Origin of the sequence: Enterococcus plantarum (assembly GCF_001730295.1) — a bacterium.
Lineage (GTDB): Bacteria > Bacillota > Bacilli > Lactobacillales > Enterococcaceae > Enterococcus_L > Enterococcus_L plantarum.
The window spans coordinates 19,676-43,164 of sequence record NZ_MIKA01000002.1; the positions used below are offsets into that span (position 1 = coordinate 19,676).

Sequence of the window (23,489 nt, forward strand, 5' to 3'; positions counted from 1 at the left end):
TTATAAAAATCAATAAAACAAGACAGCTCTAAGGCTCAACTCACTTTTGAGGAAAGCCTTCAATTTATATCTTCTTTAAATCTGACTTAAACAATGTTATAATGGTATTAAGTCAGATTTATAAAAAGAGGGATTTTTTTGAAAATTGTTGAACCATTTCGAGACAAAAAACAGATTGATGCCATGAAAGCTATTTTATCCTCCGGAAAAATGGGCCAACGAAACGTGCTGCTATTTTCGATCGGAATAAATACTGCTTATCGAATTTCAGATCTACGCCGATTAAAATTATCGGACGTCCTAACAATTTCTCGTGATCGAGTGATTGCCAAAGATCGATTAGAAATGAAAGAGCAAAAAACAGGGAAGCATAATTCGATTATTATTTCGAATAAGCTGAGAAAGTTGATCATGGAATACTGCACTGAAGTTTTTTCCTATGAGATAGCAAATCGAGAGTTTGATCACTACTTGTTCCCAAGTCAAAAAGGAACGGATGAACCGATGAAAAGACAAACGTTGTGGGAAATTCTTAGTAATGCGGCCAAGAGTATTGGGGTAAGTAATATCGGCAGCCACTCGATGCGGAAAACATTTGGGTATTTCCTTTATAAAAATGGCACGTCAATCGAGATTATTCAGGATCTATTGAATCACTCTTCTCAACGTGAAACACTTAGATACATTGGAATTACTCAAGAAGATAAAGATACGGCAGTGATCAGTTTGGATTTATAAAAGGTACATAGTTTCTATATAATAGAAGAAACACGTTTTTTCTTAAAAATTGCCCCAAAACTTATAGCAAATTCTATCTATCATAAATCTACGTTATTGGTAGAGTGATTCTAAGGACGTTTCAGCTTTTAAAGCTAGATACTATCTTGAGTGAACGTTCTGAAGATTCTCAAAAACGCCGTTTTTGGCAATATAAAAAAGCTGCCCCAAAACTAGGGCAACTTCCAGTGATATCAATAGTATATATTCGTTGAAACATGAATTAATCAAATTATCGAAAACGCTCGTTTTTGGTATAAAAGCTTGTTTCCTTATATTTATGTTAAAGAAATGAAGCAGCATTGTCAATTTGAAAAAGTATTTACAGTAACGTATATGAAATCAAAAAATATGAGAAGGGGAAGACAATGGATGAACTCTTGAAAAAAATGGCAGCCTTTGGGGTTCCAGGGATAGTTTTAGTAGTTGCGATCAGTGTCAGTGGATATGCTGGAGGTGTAGCTATCACAGTTGCTTTAGCTTCCTTAGGACCTTTTGGAATGATTGGCGGAATTGCAACATTGGGAGTTATCGGGTTAATCAGCCATACTATTGCAGATTATGGTACAGAGAAAGTTATACAGGCTGTAGTAAAAGAGCAGCTGAAGAAAAAAGAACAGAATCAGATAATTAAAGAAATTTGGAATTACCCAATCACAAAAGGCTTAAAACTAAAAGTAATTAATTATGTAGAAAACACCAAAAAGGATCGATAAAATTAATCTATAAAATACGCTACTATGGGAGGTGTTTTTATTGAAGAATACAAAGTTTAGTTTATCTCGTATATCAAAAAATGTAGTTTTTTTTATTCTAGGTATAATTTTAGCAATAATAATCTTGAAGATCTTTAATATTAAATGATTTCCAAAAAGGATAGGTAGGTGAAAGATGAAAAATTGAATGAAGAGAGGTGTTACAGGTGATCGTTTTAACAGAAGAGCAAAGAGAAGCAATCATAAATAAAATGTCTGAAAATCAGAGAAAAGTCCTTTTTACTTATAAAAGACGTGATATTCAATCGATGTTTTTAAATAAAATATTCTCCGAAGATGATGAATGGGAATATGATGATTACCATGAAAATTCGTACTAGCAAAATAGTAAAGTATCAAAAGAAGAAAGATTGTATTGTGCGTGTGGTAAAGAAGTAAAGTACCAATATGTATTGAGATCCAAAAAGAGCCAACAAAAGATCGGACTTAGTTTGCAACATTTATCGGATCATATCAATATTCCGTTGTCGATTGCTAGAAATATCAAAGCGGGAATACAGGGAATTGACCGTCATTTAGATAAGTTTGTTTATAAGCTAAATAATAATAGAAATAAGATATCGTCGTGAAAAAACAAGATTTTAATGAAATATCATCTACATTTAGAGAACACAAAAATTTTCGTCAGTATTAGTTGATTATGGTTATATGTGTTCTTGGTTACCAGTTGATGATCAAGGTGTTGGTTTTATAACAGTTCACTCTAAAAACAAACCATGATTCAAAAATTCAGTTACAAGGAAGAATATCAGTGGAACGGAATTCCTTTGGTACAGACAATTATATGGCTTTCCAGAAAGATGACATGAAAGTTCTTTCGATGCCATATCAAAATATCCTGAAGTTTACACTGCTGTAGCAGTCAAAAAAACTTGGAAATTTAATTGAGATAATGGCGTCTTATGGTTTAGAAGTCGTTTTCAGTTTTCAAGTAAAACAAATACCTCACTTTAATCAATATGAGAGATATTTTAATATATACCTTCAACGTCTAGCTGGAAAAATTTAAATATAATCATCAACTATTAAATGGATCAAAACATCAAAACGATCAAAAAAGCAATGGTTCAAATAAGTCTTTTTCGCATAGCTTTTTAAGAAGTGGTCCAATTTTTACTAAGAACGATAAAAATTGAAAGGATGAGTTATTTGTTACTAAAAAAAGAGGAATTTTACATAGATAAAATAAGCTCAAAGGATTTTATTAGTTTAAAAAAGATACTTCAAAATGAGCGATTAATGTTGTTAGGATCGGGTAAAGTATATAACGATCTTGAAGTTCAGCAATGGATAAATAAAATTAAAAATCAATACAACAATTATGGATATAGCTACTTTATGATAAAAAATATTGATAGCAATGAAGTAATTGGTTTAGTAGGACTTATTCCGACTGTTATAAATGAAAAAGAATGTGTAGAAATTGCATACGTGATTAATGAAGAATTTCAAGGTAATGGATTTGCTGTAGCAAGTGTTGAGATCTTAATTAAACATTTTTCAGATAATGTAAAAAAAAATACTATTGTAGCGCAATTTGTTCCAGAAAACATAAATTCAAAAAAAGTTGCTGAGAACTTAGGTATGACTTTTGCATATGAATATGAGAGGGAAATGCATAATGGTAAAAAAAAGCACTTAGTATATAATTTCAAAGTCTATTAAAACTATTAATATGTAAAACAAACAGGAAAGAAGGTAAATAGATTAGTTGCGAAAAAAAAGCAAATTGAGAGGCTACTAGTTAGGTTGGGAAGCATAAAAATACTATTTTCAAAAAAGATCAATAACTGAAGGAGGAAAAATTGTGTTAATCATATGGAAGAGAAAAGGTTTATTGGTTTCTGTATCAATCGTTTTAGGCTTATTATCTTCATTTTTACCATGCTTAATAAATCATTTATTCAATAAAATATTTTTGAAAAATGAAAGAATTGAACTCTATACAGACGATTTAGGTAAAATTTACCAAAATGATAATCGTAGTAATTTTTTGGAATTAAAAATGTCACATGGACAAAAATTCTATTCTATTTTCCAATTATTTGTATAGGTATTCCTGTTCTTACATTGTTAATAAAATAGCTTTGCATACAATAAAAAAGTTAATTCTGAAAAGGATTGATTCCGAACCGCAAAAATTACTGAAGCATAAGAAAAAAATCGAAAAGAAATTGAACAGAGTCAGCAGGAGTTTGACGTGCGGCTGACGGATCTTGTTAAGCGTTTGGATAAACGCATAAGTACATGAACTCATTGAACTATATGGAACTGGCTTCGGATATAGATTTGTTTGCAATGGCATTTACAGATATTTCAGAAGAATTACGATTAAAGGAATCAGTGAGAGAATTTTTAGTTACATTGGAATAATAATTCCCAAAAAGAATCAGTAGGAGGAAATAAATGCCCAAGTCAGGAAAATTAAATAGGCATAAACTAAAAATATTAATAATTGTATTCTTAACATTACTTACTGCTTGTGGTGCAAATTCGAAAACGCAAAAATTTGATAAGAAAAATGATCTAAATAAACTTAAATCAAATATGATTTCGTTAATTTCTCCTTCTTTATACGCTCAACAGTTTGTCAATAAAAATATATTTACATTAAATAGAGATTCTACAATTGATGATTTAAATCTAATAAAAGATGACTTGAACAATAAATTTTACTCTGAATGGAAGACTCTAATCGATGAAAAGAATAAGGCGATATCTAATTTAAAAGAAGTCGTTGCTGATCAAAAATTGAGTGAGATTCTATTTGCTCAAACGGACTTGATGGAAGAAAAAAATGAGGAAATTTTTAATCAGTTGAAAGATATTCAGAATCAAGAACAATTAAGTTTCTTTGTAGAAAAACTAGAAAATACTTATTATTCGTACGACACTACAATGAATCTTCTAAAAGTCGAGCTAAAATATCTTCCAGATGATCTAGAATACACAGAGTACGAGAGTCAAAGGATTGTTGTACAAACCTACTCTAAGGCGTTACATAAGTATAGTGAGCAAAGTAGTGCAGAAAAATTTGATAAGGAAAATTTTATTGATTAGTATAATAAGAAATTTCAGCTATCAAGTGAATACGATGGGCTGAAAAATCAAGTTTAAACTGATTATTTGGTAATCCATTAGCGTCTGTAAAAATAATCACAGTGGAAAAATAACTAGTTATAAGATAACATATAAAAGAAAACTCTTTAAAAAGCAGAAAGGTGGTGAGCAGATGAAAAATAAAATAAATCAACTCTTTCACTGGATGAAAGAACACAGTTTGTTATTAAAGATGATATTTCTAGGTTCCGTTTTGATTTTTGTAGCCAATCAAGTGACACATATCGTGCAGGGAATGACGTGGCAAGATGTTTTCCAGACGATGGGACAACAAAGCCGTTTTCGGATTATCGGCATGGTTTTAGCTGGATTACTTGGTGTTTTACCGATGCTTCTATATGATTTAGTTGTGGTGACTGTCCTTGAAGAGCAAGGAAAGCCAAAAATGAACCGTTGGGAGTGGTTTGTTTCGGCTTGGGTCACGAATACAATCAATAATCTTGCGGGGTTTGGCGGTGTAGTTGGAGCGACATTGCGCGCTAATTTTTATGGCAAGGACGCACCACGCAAAAAAGTGGTAGCAACGGTTTCCAAAGTAGCATTGTTTATGATTTCTGGGCTATCAATTCTATCGTTTATTGCATTTATTGATGTATTTTTTATTCGACCAGACAGTCTGTTTCGAGAGTATTGGGTTTGGTTGCTTGCAGGAAGTTTGATTACCCCAGCTTTGTTATTGTTTACTCAACTAAAAAAATATACTTTATTCAAGGATTTTTTCCCGAAAGGTATTTTTCTTTTATTGGGCGCATCACTTGGTCAATGGTTAGGTGCAATGTTTGTCTTTTTAAGTATCGGGGCTTTGATGAATGTCGATGTTTCGTTGCTATCGGTGTATCCGATGTTTGTGATTGCCACTTTGATTGGGATGTTGACGATGGTGCCAGGTGGCATGGGGACCTTTGATGTGCTAATGATCTTAGGTTTATCACAATTAGGTGTGGGACAATCAACTGCAGTCGTTTGGCTGATTTATTATCGTTTGTTTTATTACGTATTGCCATTTATTACTGGAATTATCCTCTTTATTCATCAAACAGGAATCAAAATCAACCGATTTCTTGATAATTTACCACGGATGTTCTCGCAAAAAGTGGCACATTTTATTTTAGTAGCAGCGCTTTATTTTGCTGGCATCATGATGGTTTTACTTTCAACGATCACGAACCTCTCGAATGTTAGTCGGTTATTTAAATTCTTAACGCCATTTTCGTTTGACTTTTTAGATCAAACATTTAATATGCTGATTGGATTTTTATTATTGGGACTGGCTAGAGGAATTTCAATGAAAGTAAAAAAAGCTTACTGGCCTACGATTGGTTTATTGATTTTTGGTATTGCTAATACGATTTCTAGAACGTCTTCATGGCAGTTGATCCTCGTGTATCTAGTGATTCTTTCCGCCGTTTTTTTAGCAAGAAAAGAATTTTACCGGGAAAAATTTGTTTATTCTTGGGGAGCGCTTGCTGTTGATGGCGTTTTGTTTAGTTTCTTGTTTATTATTTATGCAGTGGCTGGGTATTACAGCTCTCATCCGGATAAGATAGGCCCACTTCCGAATACGTTTTTACTCTTTCCATCGGATGATGTTTGGTTTTCTGGGTTGATTGGGTTAGGAATTTCGATGCTTGGTCTGATTACGCTGTATCACTATTTGGCAGATACCTCTAAACGCTTGGGTGAAACATATCAAGAAGAACGTTTAACTGCGCTGATCAATAAGTATGGTGGAACGCAAGGTAGTCATTTGCTGTATTTACAACATTATTCCTATTATTATTATCAGGAAAATCACGAAGATAAAGTACTGTTTGCCTATCAGATCAAGGCAAATAAATGTTTTGTTTTGGCAGATCCAATCGGGGAGAAAGAAAAATGGGCGCAAGCTACATTGGCGTTTATGGATGCTGCTGATCTTCTGGGATATCAAGCGGCGTTTTATCGTGTTAGTGAAGGATATACCATGGTTTTACACGATTTAGGGTTTAACTTTATGAAAATTGGAGAAGAAGGAATGATTGATCTTTCTTGTACTGAATCCGCTCCGATTTCTTTCGCAACGAATAGTATGGAGCTTCAACATTTAACCAACTTAGGCTATACTTTTACAATGTATCATGAACCTGTTTCACATGAGCTTTTTCAAGAATTAGCTCGTGTATCAGAAGAGTGGTTAGGAAATTCACGCGAACGAAATTTCGTGTGTGGTCATTTTGATAAAGAGTATATAGCGTTAAGTGACCTCGGGATTTTACGAGATGAACGTCATGAGGTGGTGGGCTTTATCACGGCTAAACCTGTTGTTCGAAACAGTGAAGTATCCTATGATTTGTTGCGTTATTCCGATTCAGCACCGACACATGTTACGGATTATTTATTAACTCATTTTATTGCAGAGTATCAAAATCGAGGGTATCGTTTTATTGATTTAGGTACGGCTTCGTTAGCAAATGTCGGTGAAACCAATTATTCGTTTTTGAATGAGCGCTTTATTAATATTTTTTATAAATATGGCAATCAGGTGTATGGATTCCAAGATACAAGAAAAGAAAAAGAGCAGTATGTAACAAACTGGGAATCAAGATATTTTGCGTATTTTAAACAAAGTAATGTGTTGTTTGCTTTTATCCAGTTAGCATTATTGATTGAACGCGGAAAAGGGAAGGTTGTTTCTTTTGTAGAAGAAGTAATGATTGGGGAATAGAATAGAACAGTCAAAGGTAAAGCGAAAATAGGTTTATCTTTGACTGTTTTAAGTCTTAAGTTCCACTAGCAAAAAGTGCGGAATAGCGTATAATAATCAATAAAAGGTGGTTTTTGTAATGGTTATTGAACAAATAACAGTAAGGACAAAAGCTGAACTTGCGGTCGAGTTAGATAAGAAGACAGATGAAATCATCGTTGAAGGTGATTTTAGTCAAAATATTGCAGAGATCAAAAAGGGACAATTAAATGAGGTTGATCAACTGGGTTTTGCACTTGGTAGCGATGGAATCGGTATTCTAGTAGAATATGGAATCAGTACATTGTTAGATATTTTTGATCCTACTGCAAAAGAAGATAAAAAGATCCGTAAGCAAATCGAGCGTCTGTATACAATCAAACGTTTAACGCAAGAGTCATTTTTATTGCGTTTGAAGCAGTTGGATTATTAAAAATAGAAAAGGGCGGGAGACAGGCATTTTTCTGTTTCCTACTTTTTTATATAAAAAAGGGGGAGCTTTAGTAAGTTGATCAGCATGGGAGAATTGCTTTTTAACTTTGCTAAAGTTTAGAGGAAGGGAATAATAAAGTGAAAAAACCAAGAAAAACCATCATCGATACAGATCCAGGAATCGATGATGCTGTTGCTATTGCAGCGGCGTTATTTGATGAAAGGTTGAACATCAAACTGTTTACAACAGTTGCTGGCAACGTGAGTACGGATAAAGTAACGAAAAATCTGCTGAAACTGCTAGCTTTTTGGAATAAAGAAATTCCTGTGGCAATCGGTTCGGATCGTCCTTTGTTCCGTGAAGCAATCAATGCTAGTGACATCCACGGAATCACAGGAATGGATGGCTATGACTTTCCAGAATCTAAGTATGAGTTGTTGACAAAAAATCATGCGGTGATTGAGATGCACAAAGTACTAATGGATTCCAAAGAAAAGACAACGATTGTTGCGATCGGTCCATTGACGAATATTGCACTATTATTAAGACTTTATCCAGAGTGTGTGGAAAGAATCGAAGAGCTAGTGATTATGGGTGGTGCTTTAGGTAGAGGGAATGCTGGAGTGTTATCAGAATTCAATATTGCGGTTGATCCAGAAGCGGCAAAAATCGTTTTTGAAAGTAATATTTCACTAACGATGGTTGGATTGGATGTTGGGGAAAAAGCCTTAGTCTTACCTAAAGAGCGTGAGCAGATGCGGAAAATGAATCGAACGGGTGATATGATCGATCATTTATTTAGAAAATATCGTGGTGGTAGTTTAGAGACTGGTTTGAAGATGTATGATGGTTGTGCAATTGCGTATTTGTTGGAGCCTGAAATGTTTGAGGTTAAAGAATCTTATGTTGCAGTTGAAACCCAAGGTACGTTGACGGCAGGGGCTACTTTAGTTGATTTAGATGGATATTTGGGTAAAGAAGCGAATTGCCGGGTTTGTGTGGATGTTGATGAGGAACAGTTTAGAGATTGGTTTTTAAACGCTATTAAGAAGTGTGATTAATCAATACAAAAACATACTAAGATTAGAGGGTAAACTTATCGACGGATGAGTTTACCCTCTATTTGCCTATTTTTAGGTTTATAGTAAGGAGTGAAAGGAAGATCGACCATAGTCTCTTGGACTTCGAGTCCCTACAAAAAAACGGTCTCCTTCACTGTCATTTTAAAATCTGGTTTAAGTATGTTGGGCTTCGAGCTCGTGTAAAGGAAATTAGGAACGAAATGAAACAGTGAAGAACCTTTCAAAAAAAGAAAGAAGATGAAAACATGGCTTATGTAATTGCATTGGATGTTTCTATGGTCAAAAGTTATAAAGTGCTTTATAAAGAGATTGGGACAGGAGTATTTAATCCCGAGAAATAAGAAGGAATTTACGACAATTGATCTTCAAATTTTTGTGACCAAGTAGGTACTGTGCAACATCAACTTGTTCCTTGTTGTGTTTTACAGCAATTTCAGCTTATTTCCGAAAGGATTGCTCCTGATCCCACCGTTTATACGGATTCCATGTGATTGGGATATGACTCAAAGAGTTGTGTCCCAATAACGTTTATTTTAGAGGGATTTGATTATTGATTTTGCAGTTCAAAAAAGCCAATTTCTCTAACCGTTTCACCAGAAAGATCGTTCACTTCATTTACTTGTATTCTATATACGGATGTTGTATCTAATGAACTTAGGTTAATCGAAATTTCGATTTCTCCAGTTTCTAAATTAGAGATTTGAGTAAATAGTTGATCTTCAACTTCTATACCATCTTTATACAAAGTAATTTCCGGAGTAAAAAAGTTTTCTGGAGAACGAAAGTCTTTGAGAGGCACAGTAAAGTGAATGGTTGTTTGTAAAGGGTCGCTAGTTGCTTTGATATCCGTGATATTCTTTACGTTGCGAATTTGTGTATCAGCCGTTTGGGTCAGTGGCTTGTAGTCAATATCAAAACGCCAATCGCCTTCATATTCTAAAGCGTTATCCACACCAAAAGGGCTATTTGTTTTAGACGCCTCGATGTATGCTTGATCAAGTTCTTCAGCGTCCTGCCAAAATAATTTATAAATATGAAGTGTCAATTTCGCGTCCTCAGGAATTTTTTCTCTGTTAAACATTGCCACAACAGAACCGTAAAAAGTATCTCCTTCTATACGGAAAGTAGATTGGGATGTAACACCGCCGAATAGGTCTTCATCACGATCATTAACAAAAAGACCAAGGTCAATATGTTGAGCATTTGGTGTATTTTTGGTGAATACCCGATTAGGGGAACTTTGTTTTTTCAGTAAGTCTTTTAGTTTTTCATCATCTAACTTAAATTGATAATCAAAGGCAAATTTTTTCTTTGTGGAGATAAATTTTGTCAATGTAATCTCGCGCCCATTTTGTGTGCTCGTTACATGTAGTTCATTTTCTATTCCGTTATTTTCTACCATCGCAACTCCTGAATCTTGGCTAATTCCGAAAGCATTTTTGATTGCTGTATTTATTTGTGGGTTGATCAAGGCAAATAAAATAAGTGATGCAGCTATCGCCAATGTGACGATTATTTGTTTCTTGTATTTAAGGTTGAGTTTCTTTTTTTCTTGCTTAATAGGGGTATTTAAAATGTTTTCTCGATTCTGAACTAATTTTTCCATTACTTCGCTTGGAATGTCCTGCTCTTCTGTGATAATATGATTCTTTTTTTTAGCCATTTTCTTCTCCCTCCAATAATAGTTTTAATTTCACCCTGCCTCGAGCTAGCCTTGTTTTAACAGTATTTTTAGATAGATTTAGTTGTTCAGAAATCTCATTAATGTTAAAACCTGCATAATAATGTAAAACGATAGGAATTTTATATCTATCTGGTAAGTTATTAAATTCTTCTTCTAAGTGAGAGCGTTCATAGCTGCGTTCATTTATACCCATATAGCTTTCTTCGAATTCAACGAGTTCCACTCTTTTTTTCAAGATATCCTTAGCGATATTGATCATAATTCTAAAAATCCAAGAATTAAATGCGGCTTCATTTTTGATGTTAGGAATGTTTTGCCACGCGCGTATTTCAGTTTCTTGCAGACAGTCTGCAACATCTTCATTGTTTAACAGTAATTTATAAGCAGAGTTGTATAGCACAACTTGATAGGCTTCGCAAAGTTTTATAAACGATTGTGCGTCACCATTTTTAGCCTTTTTAACCAAACGTATTTGTTCCCTCTTCTCCATAAACTTCTCCTTCCCCTTTATAACCATTAGACTCTAATTTTACCAAAAAGGTTTCATCTTAATTTATTTTTATTTTTTGCAGAAATTTATGATCGGCATTACAAAAAAATCCCTAATAAGTGTTAAACCAACACTTATTAGGGATTTATAAGAATCATCCGCTGCCAATTATAGAAGTAAGCAAAACTATAAAATTATAACCTGCTCCCACCGTTTAATCGCATTTAGGGTGGGAAACAAAAGTGATTTTTACTTTTGATGTGCGCCATTCACAAAATAATGATTTACCGTTTTTTACGTTTCCGTTTATTGGGTTTCACTAGCGCCAGTTTTGGCTTATTCGCGAATCGTATATACACTACAAACCCACCAATACAGACGATGAACAGAATCACACCAGGAACAAAACCTTCTGGCAGATAAACAAATTCTATCGTATGTTCGCCCTGTGTTACTGGAATACTAACAAAGGCTTTTTTAAACGGCTGTATCGGCATTTTTTTACCATCTACATAGGCTTTCCAGCCTTTGTCATAAGGAATGGTTGTTAAAAGGACTTGATCTTTCTCGGCGTTCACAGTTCCAACGGCCTTGCGCCCTTTCGCTGTTAAATCAGCACCTTTATCTTGAATCGCTTGAAGAGAACGTTCAAAGGCTTTAGTATCTAAACCAACAACTTTTGGCTCCATAAAGCTGACGGCAGTTGTGCCATAAAAACTAACCGTAAAGGTAACGCTAGTTGGTTTGTCATAATAACCAATATTATAATATTGACCGGTGATATTGATTTGAGATTTTTGACTAGATCCATTTAAAGACATTGTGGCAGTCGAGCTTTCTAATTGACCAAAATCTGTTGGGAACAAGCTAAGATAGGCTTGCGTATTTGCAGGGACATTGACTGTCCACGTAATATCTTTTGCGATGTTGTTTTGGACTTCTTTATACGTTACGGAGCCTGCATTTTGTTCAATCTTAACATTTTTCTTATCAATAATTGTTGGTTGATAAAACTTGAAGTAGTTTTCTTTTTGTCCAGAGAGCGCATTGAATAATTCAGTCTGGCTGCTTAAATTATCATTCGTTGGTTGTTTGACCTTATAGATATCCTTATCTGCTAAAAAGCCTAACGGTAAAGCATTGCTGTTTTCATAAAGTGAAAATTTACCCGCTTTATCTGTTTGAGAAAAACCAAATTTCAATGGATCACTTTCCGAAATATTGTATTTGATTCCAACAAGAGAATCCATCAGTAAGGTATTATTTGGATAACGAATATTTAAACTAGTTCCTCTAGAACGAAATCCTAAATCATTTAAATAAGAAGACGAATGACGGTTTCTGATAGAAGAAAATAAGCTGACACCGCTATAGCCATAATTGATGCTATCGTTAGAAGAAACCGAATTTAAATTTTCCAAACGATAAAATTCATCATTTTCCTTTTTCGTCTTATCTACTAGTTTTTTGATGGAAGGATAAGGTTCAGAATAAAGACTACGGGAAGCATAATTCCAATCGTCTAGAATTCCTTTCAACATCCTATTTGTATTGACGAACGCTTCTGTAGAAACCAGTATGAGCAATAATAGAATCAGATAATGCATCGGTATTTTCTTCAACTGATAAAAAGCGATCCCAGCAAGGTATAATAGTAAAAATAACACAGTTAAAACGAAAGCTGTAATTGGGATATAGTCATAACTTGTCGCGCTTTTCGTTCCCTCAGCTAGAGCAAAAATTGCAATCAGCATGATTGTTGAGCCGACTAAGAGACCTAGATCGTCTTTTTTGAATTTCTCAAAGCCGTAGCCCGCCAACAGAACAACTAAAAAAGAAAATAAGAAGCTGTAGCGGAACAAGAACATATTCGGAGCATGCATACCATGCCAAAATAAATTCAATGGTGTGATATAAAAACTAGCAATCAAAATGATAAACAGACTACCAAATAATAACTTGTTTTTCTTAGGAACCTCTTTGGTGACAAAGTAGAAAATACAGAAAATCAAAGGAAGCAATCCCACATAGATGAAAGGAATCGACCCATATTTTGTCGTATCGTAAACGCCAATCATATTTTTCATGACAATATCCCAAAAAGCTGTTGCTTCTGTTTTAAACTGAGTTACTTGGGATAAGGTCTCACCATTTGTCCGTAAATCAAGAACAGCTGGTAATACTAAAATCATAGAGGCTCCACCTGCTAAAAGAGAGGTAATTCCATAAGGCAAGATTCGTTTTTTGTAAACCTTCCAGTTCGTTAACATTCGGGCGATAAAATACAGAAACGAGAAGACACCAATCATAAAGCCCATGTAAAAATTGGAAATAAATAAGAGCAGATAACTTACAAATAACAGTGTCGGTTTTCGTTCGTCCATCAGCCGGTGAATACCCAAAATAACAAGGGGTAAATAAGTAAAGGCATCTAACCACATAATGATTTCTGAATGTGCTGTAGCAAATGACATCAACGCATAAGGCACACTGAGCATGACGTGTCCCCATTTTGGTATTTTATAGGTATTTTTAGCAAATACCCAAAAAGCCAGGCCAGCAGAACCGATTTTTAACAGTGTAATCAAATACAGTGCATCGGGAATATTTTGGTTTTTAAAGAAAATCACCAGTGGTGTAAATAGTCCGCCAAGATAATAGGATATCAGCGAGAGATAATTTAATCCCAGTGATGCATTCCAAGTATAAAAAATACTTTGTTTACCATGGAGTACATTGTTGAAACTAGCATGGAAATTGGAAAATTGTGAAAAGGAATCGCTGGCCATCACGCTACGGCTACTTCCAGGATAAATGCCGAGACTTAAATAAATAATGACCATCACAAAAAAAGGAATGAAAAAGCTGGCGGCCATATAGGGCCAGTTTTCTTTAATAAAGGACTGTATTTTTTTCTTCATAATCAACCTCACAACGTAATAAATAGAATATCTATAGTTTAGCATATCCATCGGAAAATTGATTGTTAGAAAGAAAAAATTAAAGAAAATCAAAAAAGTAAAACTATCCGAGAGTTTAGTACTCTGTGATAGTCTCATTTTTCAAATCCAGCTCTTGATTTTTTCATATCCTCGTCCAATATCCGTTAAGGAATGTGTGTCTGATCCATAAATCAGTGGAATCTCTAATTCACTTGCTTTTTTAGTTATCCACACCTGTGGATAACTCTGTTGATAACCTTGTTTATAAAAACCAGCTGTGTTTAAATCTAAGCTGTATTTTTCCTGCTGTATACGGTCTAAAAGGGTGTGGACAAGTGCTTTATTTTCAGAAGAATAATGAATCGATTCATCAAAGAAACGTTCGAATTTTTGGCATAAAGAAATATGTCCTAAGCGCGTAGGTTTAAAGTGACCTAGATCCGCTTCTAAAGAAGCTAAAACCTTTTGATAGTAACGTTTTTGAGCCTTTTCAAAACTACCTAAATAATCAACGACGCCTGTCTTGTATTCTTCAAAAGAATAGTCGATACCACGTAATCCACCATCACCTTCAAGAAAATGTACGGATAAAATGCCATCGTCCGTTTGTGGTCCGTACTCAGTTAAAAAATCTCGCGTCCATCCTTCAAATTCGGAAAAATAATCCAATTCAAAGCCAATGTGAATAATGATGTCAGAAGCGTATTTTTTCCGCAAGTTATTCATCTGTTTTAAATAGTTATCCACATCATTCGAAGCCATCGAAGCCGTTGTCCATATGTTGGGGTCACCTGCGGCAAATTTTTCTATGCCAGTAGGTAAAGGGGCATGCTCTGTGATGCTGTATTCTTTAAATCCTAGACTGATTGCCCGTTGGATCAGAAGTTCAGTGTCTTCCACTTTTCCATGGGGACAAAATTCTGTGTGGGTGTGACCATCGCGTTTCATGAAATAGCCTCCTTTTTTAATGGTGTATAACGTTCTCTTGCATCAGTTATAGTTATAGATAGTGTATCAAAAGGAATTCTAAATGTATATCTGAAGAAGATAGTAAATGTAAGAAAATAAGCAATAGGAGTAAAGTATCTCCGTAAAAAGTTCTCTCTCTTTGATATAATGAATATAGGAAAAAGGTTGCTCTATTAGCATTCTACAAAATATAGACACCTTGATTGTACTCTTTCTACAAATACAAGGTAGCCTAATGTATCCTTCTTATTATAAATTAGAGTTAGAAAGGAGCTTGGATAGTGGAACTAAAAACGCAGTTAAAAAAATATCGAAGTATAAATGAATGGACACAAAAAGATTTAGCGGAAAAGCTGAATGTGTCAGATAAAACAATTTCTAGCTGGGAAACTGGACGTACTTATCCAGATGTTCACATGTTGATAACGTTAAGTGAGTTGTTTGGGATTACTTTAGATGAGTTTTTGAGAGGAGATTCAAAAATGGTAAAAAGAATCGATACAGATTTAAAGTTAAAGAAAGTGTATAAATATGGATTGATCACAACCGGGATCGTGTTGTTAGTTGGTGTGATTTTTTTGAATGTGTATCAATATAAAAATCAATGGGTAGATCGGTTTAATCCATTTATGGAAATGAAAATAGGGTATGCGACTTTGCCTACGAAAGTTACTTATAATGGCGGAAAAGAGTATGAAGAGAGTAAAGATGGGTTACAATTTCCAGATCCGTATAAAGATATTTGGGTCCTTGACGATCCTTTTGGTGAAGGAAGTAAATTGACTTTTTCTGGTGGTCAAGCACCTGAAGGAAAAAACTACGCATTAGTACAACATAAAGGGATTTACGTAAGACGAATATCTTTTGTTTCTTGGGAGTCTATCCCAGGGATGTATCGGGACATAATGAGTAAAGAATATGAAAAAATTCCTTAGATAGGCAATCGTCTCTAAGGAATTTTTACTCTGCTTACTTCCGATACTGTCCATCACCATAGACAATATATTTCGTAGAAGTCAATTCTGCTAAGCCCATCGGACCACGTGCATGTAATTTCTGTGTGCTGATCCCAATTTCGGCTCCAAAACCAAAAACAAATCCATCTGTAAAGCGTGTGGAAGCATTAGCATAAACCGCTGCTGCGTCTACTTGCTGCAAAAATTGTTGCGTAGCAAAATAATTGTCACTAATGATGCTTTCAGAATGTTTAGTATTATAACGATTGATATGATGGATTGCTTCTTCTAAAGAATCGACAACTTTAACGGCTAAAATATAGTCATTGAACTCAGTTTCCCAATCTTCTTCAGTGGCTGGGATCGATTGTTCAAAAATAGCTAGCGCTCGTTCATCAGCTCGTAATTCCACGTTATATTCATTTAAGGCTTTTTCGATAACAGGGAGGAAATCCGCTGCGACCTCTTGATGGATCAGCAACGTTTCAGCAGAATTACAAACAGAAGGGCGTTGGCATTTTGCGTTGACGATGATATTAGTTGCCATCTTCAATTGGGCGTCCTTGTCGATATAAACATGACAATTACCAGTGCCGGTTTCGATTACTGGAACAGTCGCAGTGGTTAAAACTGTTTTGATCAGATTAGCGCCGCCTCGCGGAATCAAAACATCTAGATAATCATTTAATTTCATCAATTGTTGTGCTGTTTCTCTAGAAGTATCGTCAACAAATTGAATCGCAAAAGGAGAGACTTCTTTTTGTGTTAAGGCTTGTTGTAAAACGGTAACTAAGATTTGATTTGAATGAAACGCTTCTTTACCACCGCGTAAAATCACGGCATTGCCCGTTTTAAAACATAAGCTTGCAGCATCTGTCGTCACATTTGGACGTGATTCGTAGATGATACCAATCACACCTAATGGTACACGTTGTTTACCGATCATCAAGCCATCTTCATTTTTCCACATTTTATCGACCTCTCCAATTGGATCAGGCAAGGTTGCTACTTGGCGAATCCCGTCGGCCATTTCTTGGATTCGTTCGTCTGTCAAACGTAAGCGATCCAGCATCGTATCAGTAATGCCGTTTTCTGTAGCTGTGGCTAAATCTTTTTGATTTTCAGTCAAGATTTTAGCGGTGTTATTTTCTATCTCATCGGCCATATGCAACAATAAATCATTTTTCATTTTTGTATCCATCAAGCCTAGTTGATACGCTGTTTCTTTGGCTTGTTTGCCTAGTTGTGTTAAATCAGTCATGAAGCGCTCCTCCTTTTTTTGTTAAATAAATAGTGTCCCGATATTTTCGCCAGCCAAAATATCAAAAATGATTTTTGGTTGTTGTCCGTTTGCTAAAATCATAGCACCATTATGCGCTAATACACGCTCTGCGGCCTTTAATTTGCTATACATACCACCAGTTCCAAAGCGACTCCCTTTCCCACCTGCTAATTGTAGTAGCTCGTCATTTATTTCATTGATTTCAGAAAAAAGAGTGGCATCTTTATTTGTATTCGGATTATCGGAAAAGAAGCCATCGATATCAGATAACATGATCAGCGCATCTGCCTGAATCAGCTGTGCTACGATTGCAGATAATTGGTCATTGTCACCGAATTTTGTTAGATGATCCAATTCATCGATGGCGACAGTATCATTTTCATTGATGACAGGAATAATCCCCATCTGTAGGAGTTGCTCGATGGTATTGGTTACGTTTTTGCGGCTTTCCGGATATTCAATTACATCTCTAGTCAATAGTAGCTGAGCAATTTGCTGGCTGTAAGTCAAAAAGCGCTGATTGTAAATATTCATCAACTCTGCTTGCCCAACGGCAGCCACTGCTTGTTGTTCTGGAATGGTTGGGGGACGTTTGTCCATGTTCAGTTTATTTAGACCGACACCGATCGCACCTGATGACACTAAAATGATTTCTTTGTCTTGGTTACGTAAATCGGATAAGGTGAACGCCAATTGATCAATGGCGCTTAAATTGATATTTCCATTGGGATAAATCAATGTACTTGTCCCTACTTTAATGACGATTCGTTTTGCTTCTTTTAATTGTTTTCGCATGGTTGACCTCACTTATTAGCTGATTCTAGATAGCCGTTTTCGATTATTTGCAAGAAAGCTTGGACAAAAATGTTGCTTTTGTCCAAGCTTCGATTTTATTCTTCTATTTTACAGCTTTATACGTCGTTTGTCTCTAAATCATGAACAAATAATCCACTTAATAATTTAGGTTCAAACCAAGTTGATTTTGGCGGCATAATTTTTCCAGCATCCGCAACATTTAGTAAATCATCCATCGTTGTTGGGTAAACAGCGAAAGCGACCGACCATTGCCCACTATCGACTAATTGTTCTAATTCCTGCATTCCGCGAATACCACCCACAAAATCAATACGCTTATCTGTACGGACATCTTGAATATCAAAAATATCTGCGAATACATGATGTTGAAGTAAAGAAACGTCCAGACCAGCAACCGGGTCATCAGATAAAATCTCTTCTTTAGCAGTCAAAGCAAACCATTGTCCATCTAAATACATGCCAAACGTTTTTGCTTGAGTAGGCTTTCCACTCTCTGTTTTTGAGACTACGAAATTCTTTTCCAACTGTTCAAAGAAATTTGTTTCGATTGGGACCTTCAAGACACGGTTATAATCTAAAATTTCCAACTCTTCTTTAGGAAAAATGACAGATAAGAAGTAGTTGAATTCAGCTGTCTCAGTTGCTTCAGGATATGCTTCTTTTTTCTTTTGTCCAACTTTTACTGCAGATTCTGTCCGGTGATGTCCATCTGCAATATATAAAGCAGGTACGTCTTGAGCGAAACGTGTCACTAGTTGTTCGATTACTTCCGGTTGGTCTATAAGCCAAACACGATGTGTAACGTCATGGAAACTTGCAAAATCGTAAACGGGAGCATGAGTTGTTTTCCAATCATCTGTCACCGTTTGAATCTGTTTGTGTTGGCGATAGGTTAGAAAAATCGGGCTAGTATTGGCATCACAGGCTTCAATATGGCGAATACGGTCAACTTCTTTTTCTGGACGAGTAAATTCATGTTTTTTGATTTTACCTTCTGTATAGTCAGAGATCGAGGTACAAGTCACAAGTCCTGTTTGAGCGCGACCGTTCATTGTTAATTCATAAAGGTACAAAAGCGGTTGGTCATCTTGGATCAGCCATTTTTTTTGTAAAAATGCTTGTAAATTACGTGCGGCTTTTTCGTAGACTTGATCATCATAAGACGAAAGTGTTTCAGGTAAATCGATTTCTGCTTTGTCGATATGCAAGTAGGAGTATGGATTATTTGCGCCTAATTCTCTTGCTTCAGCAGAATTTAAAACATCATAAGGTAAGGTCGCGATTTTTTCGCTAAACTCAGTTGCTGGACGGATACTTTTGAAAGGGTGGATTTTAACCATTAATAACTCACCGCCTCATTATTTTTGATTGTCCGTACTCGGATGATGTTTTCGGCTGCTTGAATTTTCTCGGCAGCAGCATTGATTTTTTCTTCGTCAGTTTCTGCAATATCAACAATTGTGTAGGCATAATCGTCACGACTACGGTTGATCATGGTATCGATATTGATCTCTAAATTTGCAATGCCAGTTGAGATTTGACCTAACATATTTGGAACATTTCTGTGTACAATTGTAAAACGGAAAGGTGAATTAAAGGCCATTTCTACCGTAGGGAAATTGACAGAACGTTTGATATTGCCAGTTTCCAGGAATTTTTTTAAGGTACGTGCGGCCATTTTCGCACAATTGATTTCAGCTTCTTCTGTAGAAGCTCCTAGATGGGGAAGAACTAAGATTTTTTCGTTGTGTAAGAGACGTTCATCGGCAAAGTCTGTAACGAAATTGCTGATTTCACCTTGAGCTAAAGCGTCAATCACAGCTTTTGTATCGACTAGCTCACCACGGGCAAAGTTAAGCAAGACCGCATTCTTTTTCATTTGAGCTAGTTGCTCTTTGCCAATCAGATGATGCGTATTTTCAGATAAAGGAACGTGTACGGTAATAAAATCACAGGTCTTTAGGACTTCTTCCATACTTTGCGCCCGTTTGACCCGACGTGAGATACTCCAAGCGGTGTCAACAGAAACAAATGGATCGAAGCCGGTGACTTCCATGCCTAAACGGTAAGCATCGTTGGCAACCATTGCACCGATTGCACCAAGACCGATCACACCAAGTTTTTTGCCTTCTAGTTCAGTACCGGCAAACTGTTTTTTCTGTGCTTCAACTTGTTCTTCAGTGTCTGTTCCGGTCAAGGTTTGAACCCAATTAGAGCCTTTTAGAATCGGGCGCACAGAGAGAAGCAAGCAAGCAATCACTAACTCTTTTACAGCGTTAGCATTGGCTCCAGGCGTGTTAAATACAACGATACCATCTTCGGTACATTGTTTGACTGGGACGTTATTGGTTCCAGCGCCAGCACGAGCAACGGCTAGAACAGAAGCTGGGAAGTCATAATCATGGAGTTTTTCGCTACGTAAGATAATACCGGCGGGCAATTCAGTTTTATTGATCGTAAAATTTTCTTCGTTAAAACGTGCTAAACCAACTGGTGCAATTGCATTGAATGTTTTAATATCATACATCTATTTTGTTCCTCCATTTTCTGCTTCAAATTGTTTCATCAACTCGACTAAAGCCATAACCCCATCTTTGGGAAAGGCATTGTACAAACTTGCACGCATACCACCTACAGAACGGTGTCCTTTTAAGTTCTCAAAACCTGCTGCTAGTGCTTCTTGATTGAATTTTTTATCAAGTTCATCATTTCCAGTAATAAAAGGAATATTATTGATCGAACGGTCTTTAGGATTTACTGGTGAAGAAAATAGAGCAGATGAATCCAGCTCATCATATAAAATAGCGGCTTTTTCTTTATTTTGTTTTTCCATTTGACTTACACCGCCTTGTTCTTTGATCCATTCAAAGACAAGTTTTGCCATATAGATACCATAAGTTGGCGGTGTATTGTACATTGAGCCATTTTTCGCATGGATATCATAATCTAACATAGCACTAATAATATCTGCCTGACCGATCAAATCATCACGAACGATCACAACGGTCAAACCAGCAGGGCCGATATTTTTTTGGGCACCTGCATAAATCAATCCAAAGTCAGCAACATTATAATCGATCGACAAAATATTTGAAGACATGTCAGCCACAATTGGAACTTCACCTGTATCTGGTAAATCATAAATCGTTGTGCCTTCAATGGTATTATTGGTCGTGATATGAACATAAGCTGCATCTTGTGGAATGTCTTCTTTATGAATGTCAGGAATATACGAGAAATTTTTATCTTCGCTTGAAGCAATGACTTGAACATCTACATTATCAATTTTTTTCGCTTCACTAATGGCTTTTTTCGCCCATGAGCCAGTATTGACGTAAATCGCTTTTTTATTTTGTGCTAAATTCAACGGAACCATCGTAAATTGCATACTTGCGCCCCCTTGTAAGAAGAGCACTTTATAATTATCGGGAATCGTCATTAATTCTCTAAGTAATGTTTCTGCACGTTCGATGATCGATTCAAAAAGGGAGGAACGATGACTTAACTCCATCACGGACATGCCGCTGTTCTCGTAATTCACCAATTCGGATTGTGCTTTTTCCAAAACACTTTTAGGTAAAACGGCGGGTCCAGCTGAAAAATTGTAAACAGTTTTCATACATCTATCTCTCCTTTGATATGCTCATTCATCGACTAGTCAAATAGTAAATGTGAAAACCATTATAACAGAAACCTTACATTAAAAAAAGATTAAAAAGCTAGTTTCGTATTTTTCACAGAGTTTTTCATTTTTTATAGACGTAAAGCAAACTTGTTTATAAATCGATAAACAGGTTTAACTCTTATGGAGAGTGGAGAGTCGTACGAAGCGAAAGCGTAGAAAGAAGGATTACTAACTGGTACAGTATTGTCGAGTGTCTTTGATCGATCCTAACTCTTCTTTGGTTTAATTTGGAGATCGATTCCACTTTTTTCATGAACGTGGTAGACTACCTACATAACAATATGCTTTAAAAGGAGAAGAAACAATGTCTAAATTGAAAGAATTAGCCCGCAATTGTTTACAAGTTGCGCCTTTTATATTATCTAATACAATTATTTTTATTCCTTATTTTTTATTTTTGAGTTTAAGTGATGGCACAACTTTGGAAAGAGTGTTGCCGTTTGTCTTGTTCTATACGTTTCGGATGACGGGGATATTTTTGTTAAAGAGCTTCAAGCTATCATTGTCAAGCTTTAATATATTGATTATTTCGATTCTGCTGGGAGGTGCAGGGTGTTTAATTGGCGTGTTAGGTCAGTTTTATTTTCCTGCCTATCTTTTTTCAGCTGTTTTACTGGGACTTAGTGCATCATGGTTGCCAGCTGCTAATACCACCGTTAATTATCACGAGAAGCAACAAGGGTATTCAGCGTTGACTGGTAGAAAATATCTTTTTATCTTGCTGCTATTCGGTGGCGTGATTGCATCATTGACGTTGCCGAAAGAATTGAGGATTCCTTTAGTTTTAGGGGAGTATGCTTTGCTTTATATTGCAGCGTATCATACAGTTACCCATTATCCTGACTATGAGATTGATTTCAATGAGGTCAATAAACAAGTGATATCGGTCAAAGAGTTCTTTTTATTTTTGTTTTTCTTTGTATTATTGTTATTTATCCGTTCTGCTCGATTGTTATTTGATCCAAAACTTTTGGATGTAGGGTTGATTGGTTTTTCTATTTTATTTGTAATAGCCGGCTGGTATTTAAACAGTCAAAGAAAAACATGGAAACTCCCTTTGTGGTTGAACTTAATGACATTTGCTAATGGGATGTGTATGAACTTTCTACTGCTTTTTGGAACCTTTTATGTTTCTTTACGTTTAGGGATCGATCGTCTGACTGCTAATTTATATATTCCTTATGTTTTGGGTATCGTCGGAGCTGCTTTTGTTATTAAATTTTTATATCATCTGTTCCCTAATGTCGATCCTAAAATCATTCATCTGGGCGGTTTTATCCTGTCACTATTTTTTTTATTGTTCCGTCCAATTTTTCCAGTTGGCATTTTTTTGCTCAGCTGTTTCATCAGTGCGACAGGTAGTTTTTTGAATCAACAATACTATCAGGAAGCCATTTTACCTCAAGATCAACGAATCATTACGAAGTACAGCACTCAAACGAAAGGCAGTGTGACACATCAATTATTATTGATGAGTGTCTTATGGTTACTAGCGAAACAAGCACAGTTACCAGTAAAAACAGTTCTGCAAATCACAGCGCATCGGACTCATAATCCAATTGCACTTCAAGTGGTGGAGCATATTCATATAATCAGTATTATTGGTCTGATGTCATTTTTTTCATTTATTCTTTATGAGGTAGTAAAACATGAACGAAATGAGTCTAAATGATGTGTAAACATTAAAAAATACAAGAGATTAGTAAAGATACTGTAAAAGCCAGCTAGGAATCAGTGTAATATGTTAAAATAGAA

At 35.6% G+C, this 23,489-nt stretch carries 21 protein-coding genes; 12 read left to right on the forward strand and 9 right to left on the reverse strand.

What is annotated here, in order from left to right; genetic code table 11:
- Positions 1 to 138: 138 nt before the first annotated feature.
- From BCR22_RS01430 to rihC, 10 genes are all read left to right on the forward strand, one after another.
- Positions 139 to 738, forward strand: coding sequence for a tyrosine-type recombinase/integrase (locus tag BCR22_RS01430; protein ID WP_069653228.1), 600 nt, complete (start codon positions 139 to 141; stop codon positions 736 to 738).
- 407 nt (positions 739 to 1,145) lie between these two features.
- On the forward strand, positions 1,146 to 1,493 hold the full coding sequence (locus BCR22_RS01435; RefSeq protein WP_069653229.1) for a hypothetical protein: 348 nt from the start codon (positions 1,146 to 1,148) through the stop codon (positions 1,491 to 1,493).
- A gap of 206 nt (positions 1,494 to 1,699) precedes the next feature.
- Positions 1,700 to 1,873 carry a hypothetical protein gene (locus BCR22_RS15335; protein ID WP_167351495.1) on the forward strand — a complete coding sequence of 58 codons (174 nt, stop codon included), beginning with the start codon at positions 1,700 to 1,702 and terminating at the stop codon, positions 1,871 to 1,873.
- An 829-nt stretch (positions 1,874 to 2,702) separates the two neighbouring features.
- The gene (locus tag BCR22_RS01440; protein WP_240485839.1) at positions 2,703 to 3,218 is read left to right on the forward strand and encodes a GNAT family N-acetyltransferase; all 516 of its coding nucleotides are present in this window, start codon (positions 2,703 to 2,705) and stop codon (positions 3,216 to 3,218) included.
- Positions 3,219 to 3,360: 142 nt separating this feature from the next.
- Positions 3,361 to 3,606, forward strand: coding sequence for a hypothetical protein (locus BCR22_RS01445; protein WP_069653231.1), 246 nt, complete (start codon positions 3,361 to 3,363; stop codon positions 3,604 to 3,606).
- Between the two features lie 194 nt (positions 3,607 to 3,800).
- Entirely contained in the window at positions 3,801 to 3,926 is a 126-nt protein-coding gene (locus tag BCR22_RS15820) for a hypothetical protein (RefSeq protein WP_276205045.1), read from the forward strand.
- 33 nt (positions 3,927 to 3,959) lie between these two features.
- Positions 3,960 to 4,613 carry a hypothetical protein gene (locus tag BCR22_RS01450; protein ID WP_069653232.1) on the forward strand — a complete coding sequence of 218 codons (654 nt, stop codon included), beginning with the start codon at positions 3,960 to 3,962 and terminating at the stop codon, positions 4,611 to 4,613.
- Positions 4,614 to 4,785: 172 nt separating this feature from the next.
- Positions 4,786 to 7,377 (forward strand): bifunctional lysylphosphatidylglycerol flippase/synthetase MprF, encoded by a 2,592-nt coding sequence (gene mprF, locus BCR22_RS01455; protein WP_069653233.1) that lies wholly within the window; start codon positions 4,786 to 4,788, stop codon positions 7,375 to 7,377.
- Positions 7,378 to 7,495: 118 nt separating this feature from the next.
- Positions 7,496 to 7,828, forward strand: a complete 333-nt coding sequence (locus tag BCR22_RS01460; RefSeq protein WP_069653234.1) for a hypothetical protein — start codon at positions 7,496 to 7,498, stop codon at positions 7,826 to 7,828.
- Between the two features lie 137 nt (positions 7,829 to 7,965).
- Entirely contained in the window at positions 7,966 to 8,889 is a 924-nt protein-coding gene (gene rihC / locus BCR22_RS01465) for a ribonucleoside hydrolase RihC (RefSeq protein ID WP_069653235.1), read from the forward strand.
- A gap of 568 nt (positions 8,890 to 9,457) precedes the next feature.
- On the opposite strand, the gene BCR22_RS01470 is transcribed toward rihC, so the two are convergent.
- The 4 genes from BCR22_RS01470 to hisJ form a co-directional block, all read right to left on the reverse strand.
- Positions 9,458 to 10,573, reverse strand: coding sequence for a hypothetical protein (locus tag BCR22_RS01470; RefSeq protein WP_069653236.1), 1,116 nt, complete (start codon positions 10,571 to 10,573; stop codon positions 9,458 to 9,460).
- The gene (locus tag BCR22_RS01475) at positions 10,566 to 11,084 is read right to left on the reverse strand and encodes an RNA polymerase sigma factor (RefSeq protein WP_069653237.1); all 519 of its coding nucleotides are present in this window, start codon (positions 11,082 to 11,084) and stop codon (positions 10,566 to 10,568) included. Before BCR22_RS01475 ends, BCR22_RS01470 begins: the two co-directional genes overlap by 8 nt.
- 284 nt (positions 11,085 to 11,368) lie before the next feature.
- Positions 11,369 to 14,005, reverse strand: a complete 2,637-nt coding sequence (locus BCR22_RS01480; protein ID WP_069653238.1) for a YfhO family protein — start codon at positions 14,003 to 14,005, stop codon at positions 11,369 to 11,371.
- A gap of 141 nt (positions 14,006 to 14,146) precedes the next feature.
- On the reverse strand, positions 14,147 to 14,974 hold the full coding sequence (hisJ, locus tag BCR22_RS01485) for a histidinol-phosphatase HisJ (RefSeq protein WP_069653239.1): 828 nt from the start codon (positions 14,972 to 14,974) through the stop codon (positions 14,147 to 14,149).
- Between the two features lie 302 nt (positions 14,975 to 15,276).
- On the opposite strand from hisJ, the gene BCR22_RS01490 reads away from it, so the two are divergent.
- Positions 15,277 to 15,930 carry a helix-turn-helix domain-containing protein gene (locus tag BCR22_RS01490; RefSeq protein ID WP_069653240.1) on the forward strand — a complete coding sequence of 218 codons (654 nt, stop codon included), beginning with the start codon at positions 15,277 to 15,279 and terminating at the stop codon, positions 15,928 to 15,930.
- A gap of 34 nt (positions 15,931 to 15,964) precedes the next feature.
- Here BCR22_RS01490 and BCR22_RS01495 read toward each other — a convergent pair whose 3' ends face one another.
- The 5 genes from BCR22_RS01495 to serC all read right to left on the reverse strand — a co-directional run bounded on the left by BCR22_RS01495 (position 15,965) and on the right by serC (position 21,668).
- Positions 15,965 to 17,212: a glutamate-5-semialdehyde dehydrogenase gene (locus BCR22_RS01495; RefSeq protein ID WP_069653241.1), complete on the reverse strand. Its 1,248-nt coding sequence runs from the start codon at positions 17,210 to 17,212 to the stop codon at positions 15,965 to 15,967.
- A gap of 21 nt (positions 17,213 to 17,233) precedes the next feature.
- On the reverse strand, positions 17,234 to 18,028 hold the full coding sequence (gene proB / locus BCR22_RS01500; protein ID WP_069653242.1) for a glutamate 5-kinase: 795 nt from the start codon (positions 18,026 to 18,028) through the stop codon (positions 17,234 to 17,236).
- 116 nt (positions 18,029 to 18,144) lie between these two features.
- Positions 18,145 to 19,389 (reverse strand): DUF1015 domain-containing protein, encoded by a 1,245-nt coding sequence (locus BCR22_RS01505; RefSeq protein WP_069653243.1) that lies wholly within the window; start codon positions 19,387 to 19,389, stop codon positions 18,145 to 18,147.
- Entirely contained in the window at positions 19,389 to 20,576 is a 1,188-nt protein-coding gene (locus tag BCR22_RS01510) for a phosphoglycerate dehydrogenase (RefSeq protein WP_069653244.1), read from the reverse strand. Before BCR22_RS01510 ends, BCR22_RS01505 begins: the two co-directional genes overlap by 1 nt.
- Entirely contained in the window at positions 20,577 to 21,668 is a 1,092-nt protein-coding gene (gene serC, locus BCR22_RS01515; RefSeq protein WP_069653245.1) for a 3-phosphoserine/phosphohydroxythreonine transaminase, read from the reverse strand.
- Between the two features lie 370 nt (positions 21,669 to 22,038).
- Between serC and BCR22_RS01520 the strand changes: the two genes are divergently transcribed.
- Positions 22,039 to 23,406 carry a hypothetical protein gene (locus tag BCR22_RS01520; RefSeq protein ID WP_069653246.1) on the forward strand — a complete coding sequence of 456 codons (1,368 nt, stop codon included), beginning with the start codon at positions 22,039 to 22,041 and terminating at the stop codon, positions 23,404 to 23,406.
- The last annotated feature ends 83 nt before the right edge of the window (positions 23,407 to 23,489 follow it).